The sequence below is a fragment of the Sphingobium aquiterrae genome (assembly GCF_037154135.1).
Lineage (GTDB): Bacteria > Pseudomonadota > Alphaproteobacteria > Sphingomonadales > Sphingomonadaceae > Sphingobium > Sphingobium aquiterrae.
The window spans coordinates 102,540-123,497 of record NZ_JBANFL010000008.1 but is presented as its reverse complement, the minus strand read 5'-3'; the positions used below and the strand labels follow the sequence as shown (position 1 = coordinate 123,497).

The 20,958-nt window shown below is 67.7% G+C and carries 15 protein-coding genes; 6 read left to right on the top strand and 9 right to left on the bottom strand.

Annotated elements, in window-relative coordinates:
• Positions 1-33: 33 nt before the first annotated feature.
• The gene (locus WFP78_RS10505) at positions 34-1,629 is read right to left on the bottom strand and encodes an isocitrate lyase (RefSeq protein WP_336961559.1); all 1,596 of its coding nucleotides are present in this window, start codon (positions 1,627-1,629) and stop codon (positions 34-36) included.
• A gap of 170 nt (positions 1,630-1,799) precedes the next feature.
• On the opposite strand from WFP78_RS10505, the gene WFP78_RS10500 reads away from it, so the two are divergent.
• From WFP78_RS10500 to egtD, 5 genes are all read left to right on the top strand, one after another.
• Entirely contained in the window at positions 1,800-3,215 is a 1,416-nt protein-coding gene (locus WFP78_RS10500) for a helix-turn-helix domain-containing protein (RefSeq protein ID WP_336961557.1), read from the top strand.
• Positions 3,216-3,367: 152 nt separating this feature from the next.
• Positions 3,368-5,704 carry a TonB-dependent receptor gene (locus WFP78_RS10495; protein WP_336961555.1) on the top strand — a complete coding sequence of 779 codons (2,337 nt, stop codon included), beginning with the start codon at positions 3,368-3,370 and terminating at the stop codon, positions 5,702-5,704.
• 3 nt (positions 5,705-5,707) lie between these two features.
• On the top strand, positions 5,708-6,766 hold the full coding sequence (locus tag WFP78_RS10490) for an alkaline phosphatase D family protein (RefSeq protein ID WP_336961552.1): 1,059 nt from the start codon (positions 5,708-5,710) through the stop codon (positions 6,764-6,766).
• Between the two features lie 164 nt (positions 6,767-6,930).
• Positions 6,931-8,199 (top strand): ergothioneine biosynthesis protein EgtB, encoded by a 1,269-nt coding sequence (egtB, locus tag WFP78_RS10485; protein ID WP_336961549.1) that lies wholly within the window; start codon positions 6,931-6,933, stop codon positions 8,197-8,199.
• Between the two features lie 3 nt (positions 8,200-8,202).
• Complete coding sequence (egtD, locus tag WFP78_RS10480) at positions 8,203-9,222, top strand: L-histidine N(alpha)-methyltransferase (protein WP_336961546.1); 1,020 nt, start codon at positions 8,203-8,205, stop codon at positions 9,220-9,222.
• A gap of 211 nt (positions 9,223-9,433) precedes the next feature.
• Here egtD and WFP78_RS10475 read toward each other — a convergent pair whose 3' ends face one another.
• Together WFP78_RS10475 and WFP78_RS10470 are read right to left on the bottom strand one after the other, a co-directional pair.
• Complete coding sequence (locus tag WFP78_RS10475) at positions 9,434-10,738, bottom strand: HD-GYP domain-containing protein (RefSeq protein WP_336961543.1); 1,305 nt, start codon at positions 10,736-10,738, stop codon at positions 9,434-9,436.
• Positions 10,739-10,886: 148 nt separating this feature from the next.
• Entirely contained in the window at positions 10,887-11,885 is a 999-nt protein-coding gene (locus WFP78_RS10470) for a FecCD family ABC transporter permease (protein ID WP_419722946.1), read from the bottom strand.
• Positions 11,886-11,995: 110 nt separating this feature from the next.
• On the opposite strand from WFP78_RS10470, the gene WFP78_RS10465 reads away from it, so the two are divergent.
• Positions 11,996-12,841, top strand: a complete 846-nt coding sequence (locus WFP78_RS10465) for an ABC transporter substrate-binding protein (RefSeq protein ID WP_419722945.1) — start codon at positions 11,996-11,998, stop codon at positions 12,839-12,841.
• Here WFP78_RS10465 and bluB read toward each other — a convergent pair.
• Genes bluB through WFP78_RS10435 form a run of 6 tightly spaced genes read right to left on the bottom strand, consistent with a single transcriptional unit; the run spans position 12,828 to position 20,726 of the window.
• Positions 12,828-13,472 carry a 5,6-dimethylbenzimidazole synthase gene (gene bluB / locus WFP78_RS10460; protein ID WP_336961540.1) on the bottom strand — a complete coding sequence of 215 codons (645 nt, stop codon included), beginning with the start codon at positions 13,470-13,472 and terminating at the stop codon, positions 12,828-12,830. The two genes, WFP78_RS10465 and bluB, sit on opposite strands and share 14 nt — an antisense overlap.
• Before the next feature lie 2 nt (positions 13,473-13,474).
• Positions 13,475-14,080 (bottom strand): cob(I)yrinic acid a,c-diamide adenosyltransferase, encoded by a 606-nt coding sequence (cobO, locus tag WFP78_RS10455; protein ID WP_336961537.1) that lies wholly within the window; start codon positions 14,078-14,080, stop codon positions 13,475-13,477.
• Positions 14,077-17,835, bottom strand: coding sequence for a cobaltochelatase subunit CobN (gene cobN, locus WFP78_RS10450; RefSeq protein WP_336961534.1), 3,759 nt, complete (start codon positions 17,833-17,835; stop codon positions 14,077-14,079). Before cobN ends, cobO begins: the two co-directional genes overlap by 4 nt.
• Entirely contained in the window at positions 17,835-18,884 is a 1,050-nt protein-coding gene (gene cobW / locus WFP78_RS10445; RefSeq protein WP_336961531.1) for a cobalamin biosynthesis protein CobW, read from the bottom strand. The genes cobN and cobW overlap by 1 nt, the downstream gene beginning before the upstream one ends.
• On the bottom strand, positions 18,881-19,678 hold the full coding sequence (locus WFP78_RS10440) for an ABC transporter ATP-binding protein (RefSeq protein ID WP_336961528.1): 798 nt from the start codon (positions 19,676-19,678) through the stop codon (positions 18,881-18,883). Before WFP78_RS10440 ends, cobW begins: the two co-directional genes overlap by 4 nt.
• Entirely contained in the window at positions 19,671-20,726 is a 1,056-nt protein-coding gene (locus tag WFP78_RS10435; protein ID WP_336961525.1) for a HoxN/HupN/NixA family nickel/cobalt transporter, read from the bottom strand. Before WFP78_RS10435 ends, WFP78_RS10440 begins: the two co-directional genes overlap by 8 nt.
• Between the last annotated feature and the right edge of the window lie 232 nt (positions 20,727-20,958).

Here is a 20,958-nt window from a genome sequence, read left to right as displayed (position 1 = left end):
CACCGGCTTTTGGCCAGCGCCCCGTGGACATCTTCATGCCGCGAACTGGTTCATCGTGTTGTGGGCGCCACCGGCCTTCAGCGCGGCTTCGCCGGCGAAATATTCCTTGTGGTCGTCACCGATGTCGGAACCCGACATATTCTGATGCTTCACGCAGGCGATCCCTTCGCGAATCTCCTTGCGCTGCACGCCCTTGACGTAGCCCAGCATGCCGGCCTCGCCGAAATATTCCCTGGCGAGATTGTCGGTGCTGAGCGCCGCCGTGTGATAGGTCGGCAGGGTGATGAGGTGATGGAAGATGCCGGCACGCGCCGCCGCGTCGCGCTGGAAGGTGCGGATCTTCTCGTCCGCCTCGTCGGCCAGCGCCGTGCCGTCATAATCGACCGACATCAGCTTCGCACGGTCATAGGCCGACACGTCCTTGCCCGCTTCGCTCCACGCATCGAACACCTGCTGGCGGAAGTTCAGCGTCCAGTTGAACGAGGGCGAGTTGTTGTAGACCAGCTTCGCATTGGGAATGACTTCCCGGATGCGGTCGACCATGCCCGCGATCTGCTCGATATGCGGCTTCTCGGTTTCGATCCACAGCAGGTCGGCGCCGTTCTGCAGCGAGGTGATGCAGTCCAGCACGCAGCGATCCTCGCCCGTGCCCTTGCGAAACTCGAACAGGTTGCTGGGCAGGCGCTTGGGCCGCAGCAGCTTGCCGTCGCGGTTCAGGATGACATCGCCGTTGCGCGCGGTCGCCGGGTCGATCTCCTCGCAGTCGAGGAAGCCGTTATACTGGTCGCCAATGTCGCCCGGCGCCGTGCTGACCGCGATCTGCTTGGTGAGACCGGCACCCAGCGAGTCGGTGCGGGTGACGATGATGCCGTCCTCGACGCCCAGTTCCAGGAAGGCGTAGCGGCAGGCGCGGACCTTCGCCAGGAAGTCCTCATGCGGCACCGTGACCTTGCCGTCCTGATGGCCGCACTGCTTCTCGTCGGAAACCTGGTTCTCGATCTGCAGGGCGCAGGCCCCCGCCTCGATCATCTTCCGGGCGAGCAGATAGGTCGCCTCGGCATTGCCGAAGCCCGCATCGATATCGGCGATGATCGGAACGACATGCGTCTGATAATTGTCGACGGCATTGAGCAGCCGCTGTTCCTCGACTTGATTACCGGCGGCGCGCGCGGCGTCGATCTCGCGGAACATCATGCCCAGCTCGCGGGCGTCGGCCTGACGCAGGAAGGTGTAGAGTTCCTCGATCAGCGCGGGAACGCTGGTCTTCTCGTGCATCGACTGGTCGGGCAGCGGACCGAAGTCGCTGCGCAGCGCGGCGACCATCCAGCCGGACAGATACAGGTAGCGCCGCTCGGTGGAGCCGAAATGCTTCTTGATGCTGATCATCTTCTGCTGGCCGATAAAGCCGTGCCAGCAGCCCAGCGACTGGGTGTAGTTGGCCGGATCGGCATCATAGGCGGCCATGTCGCGGCGCATGATCGCGGCGGTGTAGCGCGCGATGTCGAGGCCGGTCTGGAAACGGTTCTGCAGCTTCATGCGCGCGACGGATTCGGCGCTGATGCCGTCCCATGCGCCATTGTAGCGGGAAATGAGCGCATTGGTCTGCGTGATGTGATTCTGGTAGGACATGAGCGGTGATCCTCGACTGGAAGGGCGGCGTGATGACGCTTCGCCTACGCCCATCCTTTGGCGCTGTGGATGCCTTCCGAGGTTTACCTGTAAAACTTTACAAGCTATTTGTGTAAGGATGTAAGGACACGACCTGTCGAGAAGACGGGTCGCCCTGTCGGAGCTTCGCCATGTCCAACGATCGGCCGGTTTACATGGGGCCACGCCTCAAGCGCCTGCGGCGCGAGCTGGGCCTGACGCAGGCGAACATGGCGAGCGATCTCGACATCTCGCCCTCCTATGTCGCGCTGCTGGAACGCAACCAGCGGCCGCTGACCGCCGACATGCTGCTGCGCCTGGCCCGCACCTACAAGATGGACATGGCCGACCTGGCCGGCGACGGCGGCGCGGAATATGGCGCGCGGCTGCAGGGCGTGCTGAAGGACCCGATGTTCGCGGACATCGACCTGCCCGCGCTGGAAGTGGCGGACGCGGCGACCAACTATCCCGGCATCACCGAGGCGCTGCTGCGGCTCTACACCTCCTATCGCGAGGAACAGCTGGCGCTCGCCGACCGCAGCGCGGGGGCCGGCGCGCCCGGCGACGCGGAGGATGCGTCCGATCCGGTGGCCGAGGCCCGGCGCTTCATCGCCGCGCGCCACAACAGCTTCCCGCTGCTGGACGACAGCGCCGAACGGCTGGCGCAGGAGATCGGCGGGCATGACGGCATGGCGGGGCATCTCAAGACCCGCCACCGGCTGCGCGTCCGCCGCCTGCCCGCCGACGTGATGATGGGCACGATGCGCCGGCTGGACCGGCACCGCGAGGAGATCTGGCTCAACGAGACGCTGGACGGCGCGAGCCAGAATTTCCAGCTCGCGCTCCAGATCGTCTATCTGGAGATGCGCGGCGAGATCGACGCGCTGCTGAAGGACGGCAGCTTCGCCAATGTCTCCAGCCAGCGCCTCGCCCGCCGCGCGCTCGCCAGCTATGCCGCCGCCGCACTCATCATGCCCTATTCCGCCTTCGCCAAGGCGGTCGAGGCCCGGCGCTACGATGTGGAAGCGCTGGCCCGCCAGTTCGGCACCAGCTTCGAGCAGACCGCGCACCGCCTGACCACCCTGCAGAAGCCGGGGCAGGAGCGCGTGCCCTTCTTCTTCATCCGGGTCGATCCGGCGGGCAATGTGTCGAAGCGGCTGGACGGCGCCGGATTCCCCTTCGCGCGCCATGGCGGCGCCTGCCCGCTCTGGTCGCTGCACCAGACCTTCCGCATGCCCCGGCAGATATTGACGCAATGGCTGGAGCTGCCGGACGGCCAGCGCTTCTTCTCCATCGCGCGCACGGTGACGGCGGGCGGCGGCGTCCATGGCGCGTTGCAGGTGGAGCGCGCCATTGCGCTCTGCTGTGCGGCCGAACATGCGGGCAAGCTCGTCTATACCCAGGGCCAGGGCGACCTGCGCGCCCAGCCGGCGACGCCCATCGGCGTCACCTGCCGCCTGTGCCATCGCACCGGCTGCACCGCCCGATCCGCCCCGCCCATCGGCCGGCAGGTGATGCCGGAGGATTTCCACCGGGTGAGCGCGCCCTTCGACTTTGCCGACGGCTGACCGGGGCGAAGCGCGGCACGGCGCCTGCCATGTGTGATATTTTCACATCGTCATATTGGCGCTTCTTTTCGTAACGCAATCGCAATCGACCTGCCGCCAAAACGTCATCCCCGACAGGCAATCGCTCCCGCACAGACACAGGGAGACCATCCATGCGCATCGCGTTTCATTCCTTGTTGGCCACGGTCGCCCTTGCGGCCCTGATCCCGGCAGCCGCCCTGGCGCAGGAACCTGCCGCCGATCCCGCCCCCGCCGAAGCGGCTGACGATGCCATCGTCGTCTACGGCTTTGGCGAAACCCGCCAGGTCCAGTCCATCGGCAAGGACGATATCGCCCTGCTGACCCCCGGCACGACCCCGCTGAAAGCGATCCAGAAGCTGCCCGGCGTCAATTTCCAGTCGGCCGATGCCTTTGGCGCCTATGAATGGTCCTCGCGCATCTCGCTGCGCGGCTTCAACCAGAACCAGCTCGGCTTCACGCTGGACGGCGTGCCGCTGGGCGACATGAGCTATGGCAATTATAACGGCCTGCACATCAGCCGCGCGATCATCTCGGAAAATCTGGGTTCGGTCGCGGTCAGCCAGGGCGCGGGCAACCTTGCCACCGCGTCCACCAGCAACCTTGGCGGCACGCTCGCCTTCACCTCGCGCGATCCGTCCAGGGATCTGGGCATCGCGGCGTCGGCCACCTATGGCAGCGACAACACCATGCGCGGCTTCGTGCGCCTCGACAGCGGCGACCTGGGCGGCGTGCGCGGTTATGTGAGCTATGGCTATCTCACGACCGACAAGTGGAAGGGCTGGGGCGAACAGCGCCAGCATCAGGTGAATGCCAAGGTCGTGGCCGATGTCGGCAACGGCAAGATCACCGGCTTCGTCAACTTCTCCGACCGGCGCGAGAACGACTATCAGGACATGTCGATGGGCATGATCCAGCGGCTGGGCCGCGACTGGGACAATATCTCCAACGACTGGCCGACCGCCTATGCCGTCGGCGCCATCTTGCAGAACCAGGCATGGCTGGCCGCCAACGGATCGGCCTTCCCGCAGAGCCCGCGGCCCTTTCCGGGCTATGGCTTCGCCTTCCCCTCCCCGCTGGCGACGGCCGACGACGGCTATTTCGACGCGGCCGGCCTGCGCCGCGACTGGCTGACCAGCCTCACCTTCGAAACGCCGATCACCGACGGCATCCAGTTCAAGCTGCAGGGCTATTATCACAACAACCACGGCCAGGGCCTGTGGTGGACCCCCTATACGCCCACGCCCGGCGGTGCGCCCGTCTCCATCCGCACCACCGAATATGACATGGACCGGGCAGGAACGCTGGGCAGCGTCGTATGGGAGACGGGGCCGAACCGGCTGGAGATCGGCGGCTGGTACGAGAGCAATGATTTCCGCCAGGCACGGCGCTTCTACGGGCTGGCGGACACGCTTGCCGGATCGTCGCGCGACAGCCTGAAGTTCCAGACCAACCCGTTCTTCACCCAGTGGGATTTCCACTACGATACGGAGACCATGCAATATTATGTGATGGACCGGCTTGAACTCGGTGCCTTCACATTGTCGGGCGGGTTCAAGGGCGTGCGGGTCAAGAACCACGCCACCCCCATCGTCAAGGGCGGCCTTGCGGAAGGCAGCATCGATTCGGAAGACTGGTTCCTGCCCCAGGTCGGCGCGCTGTTCCACGTCACCGACAATGCCGAGCTGTTCGTCAACTATACCGAGAATATCCGTCCCTTCGTGTCGGCGGCGACGGCCAGCATCTTCGGCCAGAGCGACGCTTCGTTCGCGGCCAGCCGGGCGACGCTGAAGCCCGAGACGTCGAAGACGATCGAGGGCGGCGCGCGCTTCCGCTCCGGCCCATTCCAGGGATCGCTCGCCGCTTATTATGTCGACTTCAAGGACCGGCAGCTCAGCGTCCAGGTGGGCTCGCCCATCCTCGGCCTGCTGCCGTCCCTGCAGAATGTGGGCTCCGTCCGCTCCTACGGCTTCGAGGCATCGGGCACGGTCACGCTGATGCGCGGCCTCAGCGCGACGGCCTCCTATGCCTATAACGACTCCTCCTATCGCGACGATGTGGTGAACAACGGCCTGGACGCGAACGGCAATGTCATCGACATCGTCGTGCCGCTCAGGGGCAAGACCGTGGTGGACAGCCCGCGCCACATCGCCTCGGCCGAAATCGCCTATGACGGCGACCTGTTCTTCGGCCGGATCGGCGCCAACTATATGTCGAAGCGCTACTATACCTACACCAACGACCAGTCGGTCGGCGGCCGGGTGGCGGCCGACGCCAGCATCGGCATCAAGGTGCCCGAAGGCATGGGCTTCCTGACCGGCTTCGCCATCGAGGGATCGGTGACGAACCTGTTCGACGAGGATTATGTCGGCACCGTCGGTTCGGGCGGCTTCGGCAACAGCGGCGACGCGCAGACGCTGCTGCCCGCCGCGCCGCGCCAGTTCTTCGTCACCCTGCGCAAGGGGTTCTGAGCCATGGCGGGGGAGATCGACCGTCGCGGCCTGTTGGCCGGCGGCATGGCGGCCACCACCATCGCCGCCCTCTCCCCCGCGCAGGCCGCCACGAGCGAGCCGGCGCTGACCCGCATCGCCTTCGGCTCCTGCGCGCATCAGGACAAGGAACAGCCGATCTGGGACCGGGTGAATGCCTGGAACCCGGAACTGTTCATCTTCCTTGGCGACAATATCTATGGCGACACGCAAGACATGGGCGTGATGCGCGCCAAATATAAGAAGCTCAGCGAAAAGCCCGGCTTCCGCACGCTGCGCACCAATGCCCGCTGCATCGCGACGTGGGACGACCATGATTATGGCGTCAACGACGGCGGCTTCGAATATCCGATGAAGACAGAATCGAAGGCGCTGTTCCTGGAATTCTGGAACGAGCCCGCCGACGGTTTCCGCCGCAGCCATGACGGTCTCTACACCAGCTATGTCTTCGGGCCGAAGGGCAAGCGCGTGCAGGTGATCCTGCCCGACAATCGCTGGTTCCGCACGCCGCTCACGGGCCTCAGCGTCGAGCCGGAAGACCGGGGGCAATATTTCGTCAATCCCGATCCCAGGGCGACGATGCTGGGCGCGGAGCAATGGCAGTGGCTGGAGGCCGAGTTGCGCAAGCCGGCCGACCTGCGCATCTTCGCCTCCTCGACGCAGGTGCTGGCCGACCAGCCGGGCTATGAGGCGTGGATCAACTTCCAGGCCGATCACCAGCGGCTGCTCGACCTCATCGACTTCGCGCAGGTCGAAAATCTCGTCATGATCTCCGGCGACACCCATTATGCCGAGCTGTCGCGCCTGTCGGACGGGGTGCCCTATCCGCTCTACGACCTGACCTCTTCGGGCCTGACGCAGGTGTGGGAGGTGTTCGGCCCCAATCGCAACCGCATCGCCAAGGCGCCGCTGGCCCCCAATTTCGGCCGCCTGACCATCGACTGGGGGCCGAAAGACCCGGCCGTGCTGATGGAGGTGCAGATGCTGGACGGCACCGTCGCCATCAGCCAGCGGGTGCCCTTCGCCGCACTCAAACAGGGGTAAACGCCCCCGCAGCAACCCTGTAGCCCGCCGGCTCTTCGCCCGCCCGGAAATTTTCTGACGAACCCGTAACAATCGCGTGACCTTGCCCGGATATGGGAACATAATCCCCCGGTCATGCGCTCTTGCCGGGACGAGAGCGGCACACCGTATCGGGAAGGGCGAGCATGGCAACCAGCCGGACCGCGTACAGGCATGACGATCTGGCGGAGCATTATCGTTCCGTCCGCGCCCTGACCCAGGCGCTTGCCGCGCCGCTGAGCGATGCCGACGCCACCGTCCAGTCGATGCCGGACGCCTCGCCCGCGAAATGGCATCTGGCCCATACGAGCTGGTTCTTCGAAAGCTTCGTGCTGCGCGACCATGTGCCCTATTACCGGCCGTTCGACGCACGCTACGCCTATCTGTTCAACAGCTATTATGAGGCGGAAGGCCCGCGCCAGGCGCGCGCGCGGCGGGGCCTGCTGACCCGGCCGGCACTGGACGAAATCCGCGCCTATCGCACCCATGTCGACACCGCCATGGCGCAGGCGATCCCCTCGCTTGGCGATGCGATCCACGATCTCGTCACCCTTGGCCTGCAGCATGAGCAGCAGCATCAGGAACTGCTGCTGACGGACATGCTGCACCTGTTCGCGCAGAACCCGCTGGAGCCGGCGATGTTTCCGGCCAGGCCCTCCACTCCGGTGCCGATGCCCGGCCCGCTTCACTGGCTGGAGGGGCGGCAGAGCCTGGTGGAGATCGGGCATGATCCGTCCTCCGGCTTTGCCTTCGATTGCGAGACGCCGCGCCACAAGGCGGTGCTCGCCCGCCATGCCCTGGCCCATCGCCCCGTCACCAATGGCGAATGGATCGCCTTCATCGAAGATGGCGGCTATCGCGAGCCCCGCCACTGGCTATCGGATGGCTGGGCATGGGTGCAGGCCGAAGCCATCGCCGCGCCGCTCTACTGGCGGCGGGAGGAGAGCGGCTGGACTGCCTTCGACCTCGATGGCCGCCGCCCCGTCGACCTTGCCGCGCCCGTCACCCATATCAGCTTCTTCGAGGCGGACGCCTATGCCAGCTGGGCCGGCGCGCGCCTGCCCACCGAGGCGGAATGGGAGAGCGCGGCCCAGACCATCTCCCCCTGGAGCGGCGTGCAGCTGGACGGGGCCGCCTGCCCGCGCCCGCTGCCCGGCGATTATGACGGCACGCTCGCCCAGATGTTCGGCGATGTATGGGAATGGACGGGCAGCGCCTATCGCCCCCATCCCGGCTTCCGCCCCGCACCCGGCGCGGTGGGCGAATATAATGGCAAGTTCATGTCCGGCCAGTATGTGCTGAAAGGCGGCAGCTGCGCCACGCCGCGCGGGCATGTGCGCGCCAGCTACCGCAATTTCTTCTACCCCCACCAACGCTGGCAGTTCACCGGGCTGCGGCTGGCGAAGGATCTTTGAGCGATGCTGCTGACCTCCGACATCCAGACCCGCGCGCTTGTCGACAGGCCGCTCGCCGATCCGGCGTTCCGGCGCGCCATGCTGGAGGGGTTCGCACGCAGCCCGAAAGCGACCCCGCCGGTCTGGTTCTACGACCGTCGCGGCTCCGAACTGTTCGAGGCGATCACCGACCTGCCGGAATATTATGTGACCCGCACGGAAGCGCGGTTGCTGGCCGATATCGGCCCGCAGGTCGCAAAGGCGGTGGGCGGCGGCCGGGCGGTGGTGGAATTCGGCGCGGGCAGCGCGCGCAAGACGCCGCTGCTGCTGGAGGCGATCGCGCCCGCCGCCTATGTGCCGATCGACATCAGCGGCGCCTTCCTGCATGACAGCAGCCTCGCCCTCGCCCGGCGCTTCCCCGGCCTGCCGGTGATCCCCATCGCGGCCGATTTCAACGCGCCCGTCCGCCTGCCCGATGCGATTTCCCGCCTGCCCATGCTCGGCTTCTTTCCCGGATCGACCATCGGCAACCAGGAACCGGCCGATGCCGTCAACCTGCTGCGGGCCATGCGCCAGTCGCTGAGCCAGCATTCTCCGGGACAGCATTCGCCCGGACAGCCGCCGGAACAGGGCGCCATGCTGCTCATCGGCATGGACCGCATCAAGCCGGTCGAGCGGCTGATCCCCGCCTATGACGATGCCGCCGGGGTGACGGCAGCTTTCAACCTCAACCTGCTCCACCGGATCAACCGCGAGCTGGATGGCGACATCCCCGTCGACGCCTTTGCCCATCGCGCGATCTGGAATGAAAGCGCCGCCCGGATCGAAATGCATCTGGAGGCGCTGCGCGACATCCGCTTCCATATCGACGGCATCCCCTTCGCCATGGCGCAGGGCGAGACCGTCCATAGCGAGAGCAGCCACAAATATGGCCCGCGCGACAGCCGCCTGCTGCTGCGCGCCGCCGGTTGGGAACCGCGCGCGGAATGGCAGGATGAAGAGGCGCTGTTCTCGCTGATCCTCGCCACGGCGACAGCGCCATGACGCATGCGCACGCGATGCCGGGGCGGTCGGTCCGGCCCTGTCACATCGGCGTCACATCGGCATGCGGTTGCCCGGACGGATTAGCACATAGTAGGGCATTCCGAAGTCGGCTGGAACAGCCGACGGCGCGCAGGATACGGAACACAAAAGACAATCGGGACGATGAACGATTCCATCCCATCGTCCACCGCTCCAGCGGCGGCCGCGCCGTTCAGCGCTTACCCGTGACCAGCCTGGCGCTCATCGCGTCCCAGTCCGTGATGCCCCAGTTTTCCGGCGTTTCGCGGGCGATGATCTGGTCCCTGCCGAAACAGTTGCTCAGGTCGATATCCTCGGTCGTTTCGAACGCCATGTCGTGCAGCGAATAGAAGGCGCGCACCTTTGGCAGGGTCACGTCCTCCGGATTCTGGTCGATGACGACGGCCAGCCTGTGGCTCCTCAGCCGGACCAGCGAACCGACCGGGTAGATGCCCACCGCCCGCTGGAAGGCCGCGAAGATCTCCGCGTCGAACAATATGCCGGCGCCCTCGATCTGCAGCAGCACCGCCGAGGGATCTTCACCCCGCCTGTGGGTCCGGTTGGACGTCATCGCATCATAGGTGTCGCAAATCGCCGCCATACGGGCGAACAGGCTGATCTGGTCGCCCGCCAGCCCATCGGGATAGCCGCTGCCGTCCAGCCGCTCATGATGATGCAGGCAGACGTCGAGCACCGCTTCGGGCAGTTCACCGCCCATGCCCAGGATTTCGCGGGCCAGCCTGGTATGGCCCTGCATCACGGTCCGTTCCTCGGGCGTCATCTCTGAGCCCTTGTCCCAGATCTCCTGCGGCACATGGCCCATGCCGGCGTCCATCAGCAGGCCGGCAAGCCCCGCCTGCTGCGTTTCCTCCGGCCCCAGGCGCAGCTGATGCGCCAGGCTGATCATCAGCGCGCAGACGGACAGGGAATGCAGATAGAGATATTCGCTCGTCTTCTTCAGGCGCGAGACCGCCATGAACGCCTGGGGGTTGCGCTGGACCGAGCAGGAGATTTCATCGATGATCGGTTCCAGCGTCGCCAGCTTCACGGCCTTGCCCAGGCGGGCGGCGTCGAACACCTTCTTCATGGTCTTTGTCGATTTGCGCACAAGGCCGGTGGCCTGCGCCATCTCCGCCTCGATCGAGCGCCGCGCCTTCGACAGGGGATCGAAGGGCTCGACCGCCGTGCGGGTCGTCGACCAATGTGCCGCCGCGGCCCCAGGCGCGCGGGCGCGCCCGAACGTGCCTTCCCGCCGCCCGGCCGGTGCCGCGGGCGCAAGCGTGCGCGCCGCCGGCATGGGATCGTCCACGCGGATATCCAGGCCCTTCGACGTGTCGATCTGGACCCATTCCACCTTGCTTGCCTTGAGTTCCGCAAGCTGATCCGCACTGTCCAGCAGCAATTTGCTTTTCCAGAACGGATGCAAGAACCACGAGCCTTCCAGCTTGTGCAGGAACATCCCAAGCTTGACGTCTTCAGTCCTGATGCGTTTCAACATATGTGCCGCGTTGCCCTATTTCAGGGCGAGTTTTCGCAGGCAACGCTTTCAAAGAGGTAAAGAACCGCGACGTAAGTGCATGATTTTGCGCCGGGCCGACCTGTTTTCCATGCCGGTTCCCGCGCCTTGCCGCGCCGACCGCTCCCCCTCATGCCTCCCCGCCTTGCCGCTGGATCTGGGCGATGAACACAGGGACACCCAGGATGGCGGTGATGACCCCCAGTTTCAGTTCATTCGCCGTCGGCACATAACGCACGGCAACATCGGCCAGGGTCAGCAGAACCGCGCCCGCCAAGGCGGAAGGCATCAGCGTCGACGACGGCGCCCGATCCGTGAACGGGCGCACCAGATGCGGCACGATCAACCCGATGAACCCGATGGCGCCCGCCACTGCGACGGCGCTGCCCACCGCCAGCGCCACGGCCGCAAGGATGGTCGCGCGCAGGCGGGCAAGATCGACGCCCAGCGAAATCGCCGTGCCTTCGCCAAGCGCCAGCGCGTCGATGGCCCGCCCGGTGCGCATCAGCAGCATGGCGCCCACGGCCATGCCCGGCAGCGCCATCCACAGATGCTTCATCGACCGGCTGTCCAGCGAGCCCAGCAGCCAGTTGGTGATTTCCGCCGCGGCGAAGGGGTTGGGCGAGAGGTTGAGCGCAAGGCTGATCCCGGCGCTGGCGACGGTGCCGATGGCGATGCCGGAAAGGATCAGCGTGAGGGCGCTCACCGAGCGGCGGTTCAGCACGAACAGCACCACCAGCCCCAGAAATGCGGCCAGGATCGCGGCGGCCGGCAGCGCCATCGGCCAGGCGTCGGCATAGCCGAAATAAATGGCGAGCACCGCGCCCAAGGCGGCCATGTTGGACGTGCCGAGCACGGAGGGATCGGCCAGCGGATTGCGCAGATAGCCCTGCACCACGGCCCCCGCGAGCCCCAGCGTCGCGCCGATGGACAGCGCGAGGAGCGTGCGCGGCAGGCGCAGGTCGAACAGGATGATCCCGGCGATGCGGTCGCCCGGATGCCATAATGCGCTCCACAGGCGGCCGGGCGCGATGGCGGCCGATCCGACCAGCATCGAAAGCAGGGCGGCGGCGGCCAGAAGGACGAGCAGGGCCGCGAACAGCCGCGACAGGCGGGAAGGCAAAGACAACGAAGGCAGCAAAGGCAGCGAAAATATGGAAGACATGGAAGACCTCTGAAGATGGATCGGTCGCCCCGTCACGCTTGTGTCCCGGGGTCATATGACGCATGGGCGTCGCCATGCCGCGTCTTTTTCGCCAGTCATTCCATGAGCTTTGCGCCTTTCTGGGCCTTGCCATGCTGGCGCCGCCCGTATCGGCCGGCGCCGCTGACGAACCGCCGCCGCCGCGCCGCATCGTCTCGCTCAACCTGTGCGCCGACCAATATCTTCTGGCGCTGGCGGACCCCGCGCAGATTGCCGGCCTCACCCCCCTCTCGCGCGATCCGGCGATGTCGACGGACGCCGACAAGGCACGGCGGCTGCCGGTCAGCCGGGGGACGGCGGAAGACATCGTCGCGCTTGATCCGGACCTCGTCATCCTGCGCCCCGCGCGCCGCAAGGGGCTCGGGCAGGCGAAGGAGAGCGGCACCTACCGGACGATCGCACTCGCGCCGGTCCACAGCTATGCCGATATCGTGGCGCAGATCCGCGAGGTCGCCGCCGCGGTCGGCCATCCGGCACGCGGAGAGGCGATGATCGCGCGGATGGATGCCGGGCTCGCCCGGCTGCCGCGCCCGCGCAGGACCGGCACCGCCGCCTTCTACCAGCGCCGCGGCTATCTGACCGGCACGGGATCGCTGGTCGATGACCTGATGCATCGCGCGGGCCTCACCAACCTCGCCGCCCGGCTGGATCGCCCCGCCCTGTCCCGCCTGACGATCGAGCAGATGGTGGCGGCGCAGCCCGACTTCCTGATCGTGGAGGACAGAGCGGGCGGCATCACCGACCAGGGCAGCGAAATGCTGGACCACCCCGCCCTGCGCGCCATTCCGCGCCTGCGCCTGCCACAGGCATGGACGATGTGCGGCGGCCCCGCCTATGTCGCCGCCGCCCGCAGCCTGATCGACCAGATCAACGCACGCTGACATGGTCGCGCCAGTCGGTGCGGCGTTCCCAGCCGCGCTGCTCCAGTTCCGGACGGTCATCATGCACGGCCGGCCGGCCCAGGCAGAGCAGGCCAAGGCAGCGCCAGCCGGACGGCACCTCCAGCAGCCGGTCGACATGGTCCGGATCGAGGATCGAGACCCAGCCCAACCCGATCCCGCGCATATGGGCCGCCAGCCACAATGTATGGATCGCCATGACGCAGGAATAGCGCCGCGCCTCCGCCATGGTCGCCGCGCCCAGCCCCGCGCCGGTCTGCGTGTCTTCGTCGCAATAGGCGGCGAAGACGACCGGCGCTTCCCGCAGGCCATGGAGTTTCAGGCTGTCGTAGAGCCGGCGCCGTTCGCCTTCATAACAGCCGCCCGCACGCGCCGCCGCGTCATCCACATGCGCCGCCAGCGCCGCGCGCACCCCGGCGGAGAGGATGCGGACATAGCGCCAAGGCTGCGACAGGCCCACCGACGGCGCGCCATGGGCGAGCGCCAGCAGTGCGTCGACATCGGCCTCGTCCAGCGGATCGGGCCGGAAATGCCGGATGTCGCGGCGCATCCGCACCAGCGCGGCGAAGGCGTCGGAATCGCAGGGGGGATCGCAGGGGGTGGCGGGGCGCAAGGTCAGAACTCGATGCCTGCCTGCGCCTTCACCCCGCTGCGGAACGGATGCTTGATCTGCGTCATCTCCGTGACCAGGTCTGCCGCGTCCATCAGCGCGTCGGCGGCATTGCGGCCGGTGACGATGACATGCTTCATCGGCGCGCGGGCGGCCAGCACCGCCAGCACCTCGTCCAGCGGCAGATAGTCGTAGCGCAGCACGATGTTCAGTTCGTCGGCCAGCACCATGTCATAGGCCGGATCGGCGATCATGCGCTTCACCTCGTCCCAGGCGGCGCGGGCCGCCGCGATGTCGCGCGTGCGATCCTGCGTGTCCCAGGTGAAGCCCTCGCCCATCGGCCGGAAATCGACATTGTCGGGAAAGGCATCGAACACGGCCTTTTCGCCCGTGCTCATCGCGCCCTTCACGAACTGGACGACGCCCACCTTCTTGCCATGGCCGATGGCGCGCACGACCATGCCGAGGGCGGCGGTCGTCTTGCCCTTGCCCTTGCCGGTATGGACGATGAGCAGGCCCTTTTCGACCGTCTTGGTCGCCATGATCTTTTCATGCGCGGCCTGTTTCTTCTTCATCTTTTCATTGTGCTGCTCGGGCGTGCGGTCCTTCATGGGTGCGTCTCCTTGAGTTCGGCGAGCAACAGGCCCGCGCTGTTCGACCGGGGTTTCCACAGGCCCCGCTCCAGGGCTTCGAGCAGGCGCGCGGCGGTTTCGCGCAGCGCCGCCGGGTTCGCCTGCGCCATGAAGGCGCGCACGGCCTCGTCCTCGATGAAGGCGGCGTGGACGGCATCGAAATGATGGTCCTTCACCGCATGGGTGGTGGCGGCGAAGGCGAAGAGATAATCGACCGAGGCCGCGATCTCGAACGCGCCCTTGTAGCCATGGCGCATGACCCCCGCGATCCATTTGGGATTGGTGACGCGGGCGCGGACGACCCGGCCGATCTCATCCTCCAGCGTGCGGATCACCGGGCGTTCCGGGCGGCTGTGGTCATTATGGTAGGACAGCGGCCTGCGCCCGGACAGATGCTCGACCGCCGCGGCGATGCCGCCTTCGAACTGATAATAATCGTCGCTGTCGAGCAGGTCGTGCTCGCGATTGTCCTGATTCTGCACCAGCGCGTCGGCCTGTACCAGGCGACGGGCGAACAGGGCGCGCTCGGCATCGCCTTCCACGCCGCCGCCATAGGCATAGCCGCCCCAGTCGAGATAGATTTCCGCAAGGTCGCCGCGCCCATGCCACAGCCGCTCGTCGATCATCGCCTGAAGCCCCGCGCCATAGGCGCCCGGCTTCGACCCGAAGACCCGCGCGCCCGCCCTGCGGCCCGCTACCCCGGCCTCCACGCCGTCGGCGACCAGCACGGCGGCTTCCATGCGGTGGCGCGCGGCGGCGGGATTGTCCTCCTCCGGCTCGTCCAGCGCCATCACCGCGCGCGCGGCGCTGTCCACCAGGTCGATCTGCTCGGGAAAGGCATCGCGGAAGAAGCCCGAGACGCGCAGGGTCACATCCACGCGCGGGCGGCCAAGCTCGGCGATCTTCATCACCTCGAACCCGATCACCCGGCCCGAAGCCCATTCCCAGCGGGGCCGCACCCCCATCAGCGCCAGCGCCTGGGCGATGTCGTCGCCACCGGTCCGCATATTGGCCGTGCCCCATGCCGACAGCGCGATGGCGCGGGGATAGGCGCCCTCGCGCTGGAAATAATCCTCGACCAGCAGCGCCGCCGATTGCTGCCCCAGATTCCAGGCGGTGACGGTCGGGACGGCGCGGGTGTCGACCGAATAGAAATTGCGGCCGGTGGGCAGCACATCGGGCCGCCCCCGCGTCGGCGCGCCGGACGGGCCGGGCAGCACGAACCGCCCGTCCAGCGCGGCCAGCAACGCCGCCCGCTCCGCCCCTCCGCAGGCGACGACACGCGGCAGCAGATCGTCGCGCATCGCGGAGAGCACGGCGGTGCTGGCGGGGCCGGGCGGATCGAAGGCCGTGCGCGCGAGCATATGGTCGGTCAACCGGATGGCCAGCCCCTCCAGCCGCTCCACCGTATCGCCATGGGTGCGCCAGGGATCGGCACTCACGGCGAGCAGCGCTTCAGGCCGCGCGCCCTGCCAGCGATCGCCGAGCCGGCAGTCGAGCGGATCGACATCCAGCCCCAGATCGGCGGCCAGCGCCCGCAGCAGCGATGCCTGCCCCGCGCTGTCGATGCCCCTGGGGCAGCGGGCCAGCGCGATCAGCAGGTCGCGGAGCAGCCCGCCCTCGGGCGAGCGGGTGAAGACATGCAGCCCGTCGCGGATCTGCATTTCCTTGAGTTCGCACAGATAATTGTCGATCGCGGCCAGCGCGTCGTCGTCATCGCCCGATGCGCCGGCATCCTTGTCCAGCCCCTGCGACGCCGCGAGGTCCAGGATGCTTCGGCGCAGCCCGTCCAGCCGGCGCGGGTCCATCCCAGCGGCGAGATAATATTCGTCCACCAGCGCTTCCAGTTCGCGCAGCGGGCCATAGCTTTCCGCGCGGGTCAGCGGCGGCGTCAGATGGTCGACGATGCATGCGCCGATGCGCCGCTTGGCCTGCGTGCCCTCGCCCGGATCGTTGACGATGAAGGGGTAGATTTGCGGGATCGGCCCGGCGCAGATTTCCGGAAAGCAATCGCGCGACAGGGCGATCGCCTTGCCCGGCAGCCATTCCAGATTGCCATGCTTGCCGACATGCACGACGGCCTGCGCCCCGAATGTCCCCGCCAGCCAGAGATGGAAGGCCAGATAGCCATGGGGCGGCGGCAGCGCCGGATCATGATAGCTGGTCTTGGGATCGATATGATAGCCGCGCGCCGGCTGCACCGCGAGGACGACATGGCCGAAGCGGTGGACGGCAAGGCGGAAAGCGCCCCGCCGCACGAAGGGGTCGTCCTCCGGCGCGCCCCAGCGGGCCAGCACCATGTCGCGCGCCGCCTGCGGCAGGGCCGCGAAGGCCGCATGATAATCGGCCAGCGGCAGGGCGATCTCGCCCGGCCGCTGGTCTGACGAACGATCCGGCGAGGCGAGATCGTTGGTGACGCCGCCGGTCATGCATCGCATCAGCGCCGCCCCGTCGCGCGGCGCATCCCCCACCGCATAGCTCGCCTCGGCCAGCGCATCGAGGATGGCCGCCGCGCTCGCCGGCGTGTCCAGCCCCACGCCATTGCCGATCCGCCCGTCGCGATTGGGATAGTTGGCCAGCACCAGCGCGACCCGACGCTGCGCCACCGGGGTGCGCCGCAGCCGCGCCCAGTTGGCGGCGAGCTTCGCCACGAAGGCCACCCGGTCGTCCAGCGCAGTGGGCACGACGATCGCGCATTGCGTCCGCGCGTCGAACCGGGCCGCCGCCTTGAAGGCGACGGCCCGGGAAAAGAGCCGCCCGTCCACCTCCGGCAGGGCGACGTTCATGGCGAGGTCACGCGGGCCAAGGCCGCGCGCGCTGGCCTGCCAGGCGTCCCGCTCGACGCTGGCGAAGCTCGTCTGCAGGATCGGGCAGTCGGGCAGTTCCAATATGCTCGCGCTGCGCCGCTCGCCGGGCGCGGAGGCGGCAAAGGCGGTCGCGTTCAGGATGACGTCCGGCGCCACCTCCCCGGTCAGCGCGCGCAGGACATCGACGGCGAAGGGCTCGCGCAGGGCGCGGACATGGACGGGAAGGACATTCATCCCCTCCGCCTCCAGTCCCGCGATCACCGCGTCGACCGCCTCCAGCGTGCCGGCCATCACCAGCGCGCGGTAGAATGTGAACAGCGCGACCGGCCGCCCCGCGACCCAGCGCGCCTTCACCTGGTCCAGCGTCGGGCGCGGCTCTCCGGCCAGATAGAGGCCGGCGTCCGCAATCGGCACCGGCGCCTGCGGATCGCCCGCGTCCCCACCCGCCAGCCGGGCGGCCAGCCGCAGGAAGCCCGCCGCATTGGCGACACCGCCCTGCCGCAGATAATCGTGCAGCTGTCTGCCCGTCTCCGGCGGCACCGTGGACGCCGCCGTCAATCCGGGGTCGTCGTCATTGCCATCGGGGATCGCGGCAAAGGCGATCCCCTTCTCGCGCGCCACGGCGGCGATTTCGTCGATGCCATAGGGCCAGTAGGATTTGCCGCCCAGCAGCACGACGCACACGAAGCGCGCCTTCGCGATCACCTTTTCGACATAGAGGTCGACCGAATAGGGATGGCGTAGCTGCAACAGGTTGGCGAGCCGCAGCTCCACCCCTTCCAGTCCGGGCAGGGCCGCCGCCCGGGCAAAACAGGCAAGGCTGCTGTCGGCGGTGGTGAGGATGACGATGTCGCCCGGCGTCTGGCCAAGGTCGATCGCCTCCTCTCCGCTGGAAACGGTGCCGGGCGTGGCGGCCAGCAGGTGCATCAGGCGGCCTGCGCCCCGGCCGCGGCCTGCAGCGCCATTGCGATTCCCGCGCGATCCAGCCCCTTCTGCCCGATGACCACCAGCCGGGAGGCCCGCGCCTCGCCCGGCAACCATGCCCGGTCGAAATGATGCTGGATGCGCGGCCCGACCGTCTGGATCAGCAGCCGCGCGGGCCGCCCGGCGACCGCCACGAAGCCCTTGATGCGCAGGATGCCATGGGCGGCGATGACATCGCCAAGCGGCCCCAGCAGCCCGTCGATCGCCTCGACTTCGCCCAGGTCGAGCACGAAACTGTCGAAATCGTCATGGTCATGCTCTTCGCCCTCGGCGTCATGATGCGACGGGCGGCTGTCCAGATCGTCCTCCGCGCCGGCATCCAGGCCCAGGAACAGCGCCGGGTCCACCCGGCCATGGGCGCTGCGGACGATGGCGACGCCGGGCCGCACGCGCGCGGCCAGACCCTGCTCCAGCGCGTCCAGCAGCTGCGGATCGACAAGGTCGGTCTTGCCCAGCAGCACCAGGTCGGCACAGGCGAGCTGATCCTCGAACAGTTCCTCGATCGGGCTGTCATGGTCCAGCGTCGGGTCCGCCGCGCGCGCGGCGGCCAGCGCCGCCTCGTCGCTGGCGAAGCGGCCGGCGGCAAGCGCATCCGCGTCGACCAGCGCGATCACGCCATCCACGGTCGCGCGCGTGCGGATCGCGGGCCATTGGAACGCCTTGAGCAGCGGCTTGGGCAATGCCAGGCCGGATGTCTCGATGATGATCCGGTCCGGCGGCAGGGGCCGGTCCAACAGGCGCTGCATGGTGGGCAGGAAATCATCGGCGACGGTGCAGCAGATGCAGCCATTGGCCAGTTCCACGATGTCCTCTTCCGCGCAGGCTTCATCGCCACAGCCCTTCACCAGATCGCCGTCGATGCCGACATCGCCGAACTCGTTGATGATGAGCGCAAGGCGGCGTCCGCCCGCATTTTCCAGCAGATGGCGGATCAGCGTGGTCTTGCCGGCGCCCAGAAAGCCGGTGATGACGGTTGCAGGCACCTTGCTCATGCGAAAATTCCTTCGGACAGGGGGATGGGGTCGAGAAAAGAGATAGCGTCCGCCTCGACCCGCACCGGCAGGTCGAACAGGCGGGACAGCGTGTCGGCGCACAGCACCGTGTCGGCCGGGCCAGCCGCGAGGATGCGGCCGCCGCGCATGGCGACCACCGCATCGGCAAAGCGCCGCACCAGCGTCAGGTCATGGATCGCCACGACGATGACGGCCCCCAGTCCGGCGCGGGCGCGCAGGCGGTGCATGCAGGCCATGGCGTGCAGGGGGTCGAGCCCCGCCGTCGGCTCGTCCGCGATCAGGATTCGTGGATCGGCGACCAGCGCCCGGGCCAGCATGGCGCGGGCCAGCTCGCCCCCCGACAGCGCGGTCGCGGGCCGGTCACGCAGGGCCAGCAGGTCGCATTCGGCGAGCACGCGGTCGACAGCCTCCCGCATGGCCGGCGAAAGCAGGCCGAAGGACGGGAGCGAGGGCGTGAGGCCGATCGCCACCAGCCGCTCGACGCTGATCGGCCAGCTCACCGCCGCACGCTGCGGCAGATAGGCGCGCTGCAACGCCAACATGCGCGGATCGATGTCGGCCATCGGCCTGTCGCCCAGCCGCACCATGCCCGATACCGGCTTCAGCACCCCGGCGGCCGCTTCGATCAGGCTGCTCTTGCCCGCGCCATTGGGGCCGATGACGGCGGTCAGCCGGCCCGGCGCGAACAGCGTGCTGGCATCGCTGACCGCAACCGTGCGCCCGCGCCGGACGGTAACGCCCTCCAGCGTCAGCGACAGGTCGCGCTCAGGCACGACCGGCCACCTCGATCTCGTCAAAGCCCTTCCAGCGGTAGATCGCCCAGCTGATGATCCAGCACACAGCGAACAGGCCGATGATCGCGAAGCCCAGGCTGTTGAAATGCGTGCCCAGATTCGCCGCCAGCGACCAGATGCCGCCGGAAAGGCCCAGCTTCTCGCCCAGCAGCGCGGCGGTTTCGATGCCCCCGATCATGATGGCGACGATGGCCGACACCAGCGTGATGGTGATGTTATAGTAGAGCTTGCGGATGGGTTTCACGAACGCCCATTGATAGGCGCCCATCATCATCGCGCCGTCCGCCGTATCGACCAGCGCCATGCCCGCCGCGAAGAGCAGCGGGAAGATCAGGGCCGTGCCGATCGAAAGCCCGTTCGCCGCCTGCCCCGCCGAAAGGCCGAGGATCGCGACCTCCGTCGCCGTGTCGAAGCCGAGGCCGAACAGGAAACCCAGCGGCGCCATATGCCAGCTGCGCGTCACCAGCCGGAACAGCGGCCGGAACAGGCGGGACAGGACACCGCGATTGCCCAGCAGCAGGTCCAGATCGTCCTCGCCATAGGGCTTGCCGGCGCGCACCTCGTTGAAGGTGCGCCAGACCGATCGCAGGATGAGAAGGTTCATGCCCGCAATCGCGAACAGGAAGGTCGCGGAGATGGCCGTGGCGATGACGCCGCCGACCGCGCCCACCGCCTCGATCCGGCTGACCGCGCTCGCCGCGAGCGCGATCGTGACCGCCGCGATCAGCACGATGGCGCTGTGCCCCAGCGCGAACCAGAAGCCGACCGTCAGCGGCCGCTGGCCATCCTGCATCAGCTTGCGCGTCACATTGTCGATCGCCGCGATATGATCGGCATCGACGGCATGGCGCAGGCCAAGGCTCCAGGCGAGCAGCGCCGTGCCGAGCATCACGGTGTTGCCGGGGAACAGCGCGAACGCCCACAGCCACAGCGCGACATTGGCGGCGATGAGCCCGCCGAACATGCCGATCATCCGCCGTCGCAGCGGCCTTTGCGGGGAAGACGGGGAAATCTGGGGCACGGTCATGCCGGGGCCTGCGGCGAAACGGGGCGGGGCTTGCGGCGATCGTGCGCGCGCGTTCGTGGGGCGGCGGCCGCCGTCGCCGGAAAACAGGCGATATTCATGGGTATTTCCCCGTCGGTGTCAGCGAAACCGGACGGGAGCCTCCGCGCGAACGGCCGGCATGCACTGCCGAACGGACACCCTGCAGCGCCCGGCACGCATGCCGGTGCGGCTCCCGCCGCACAAGCGTCGCTCA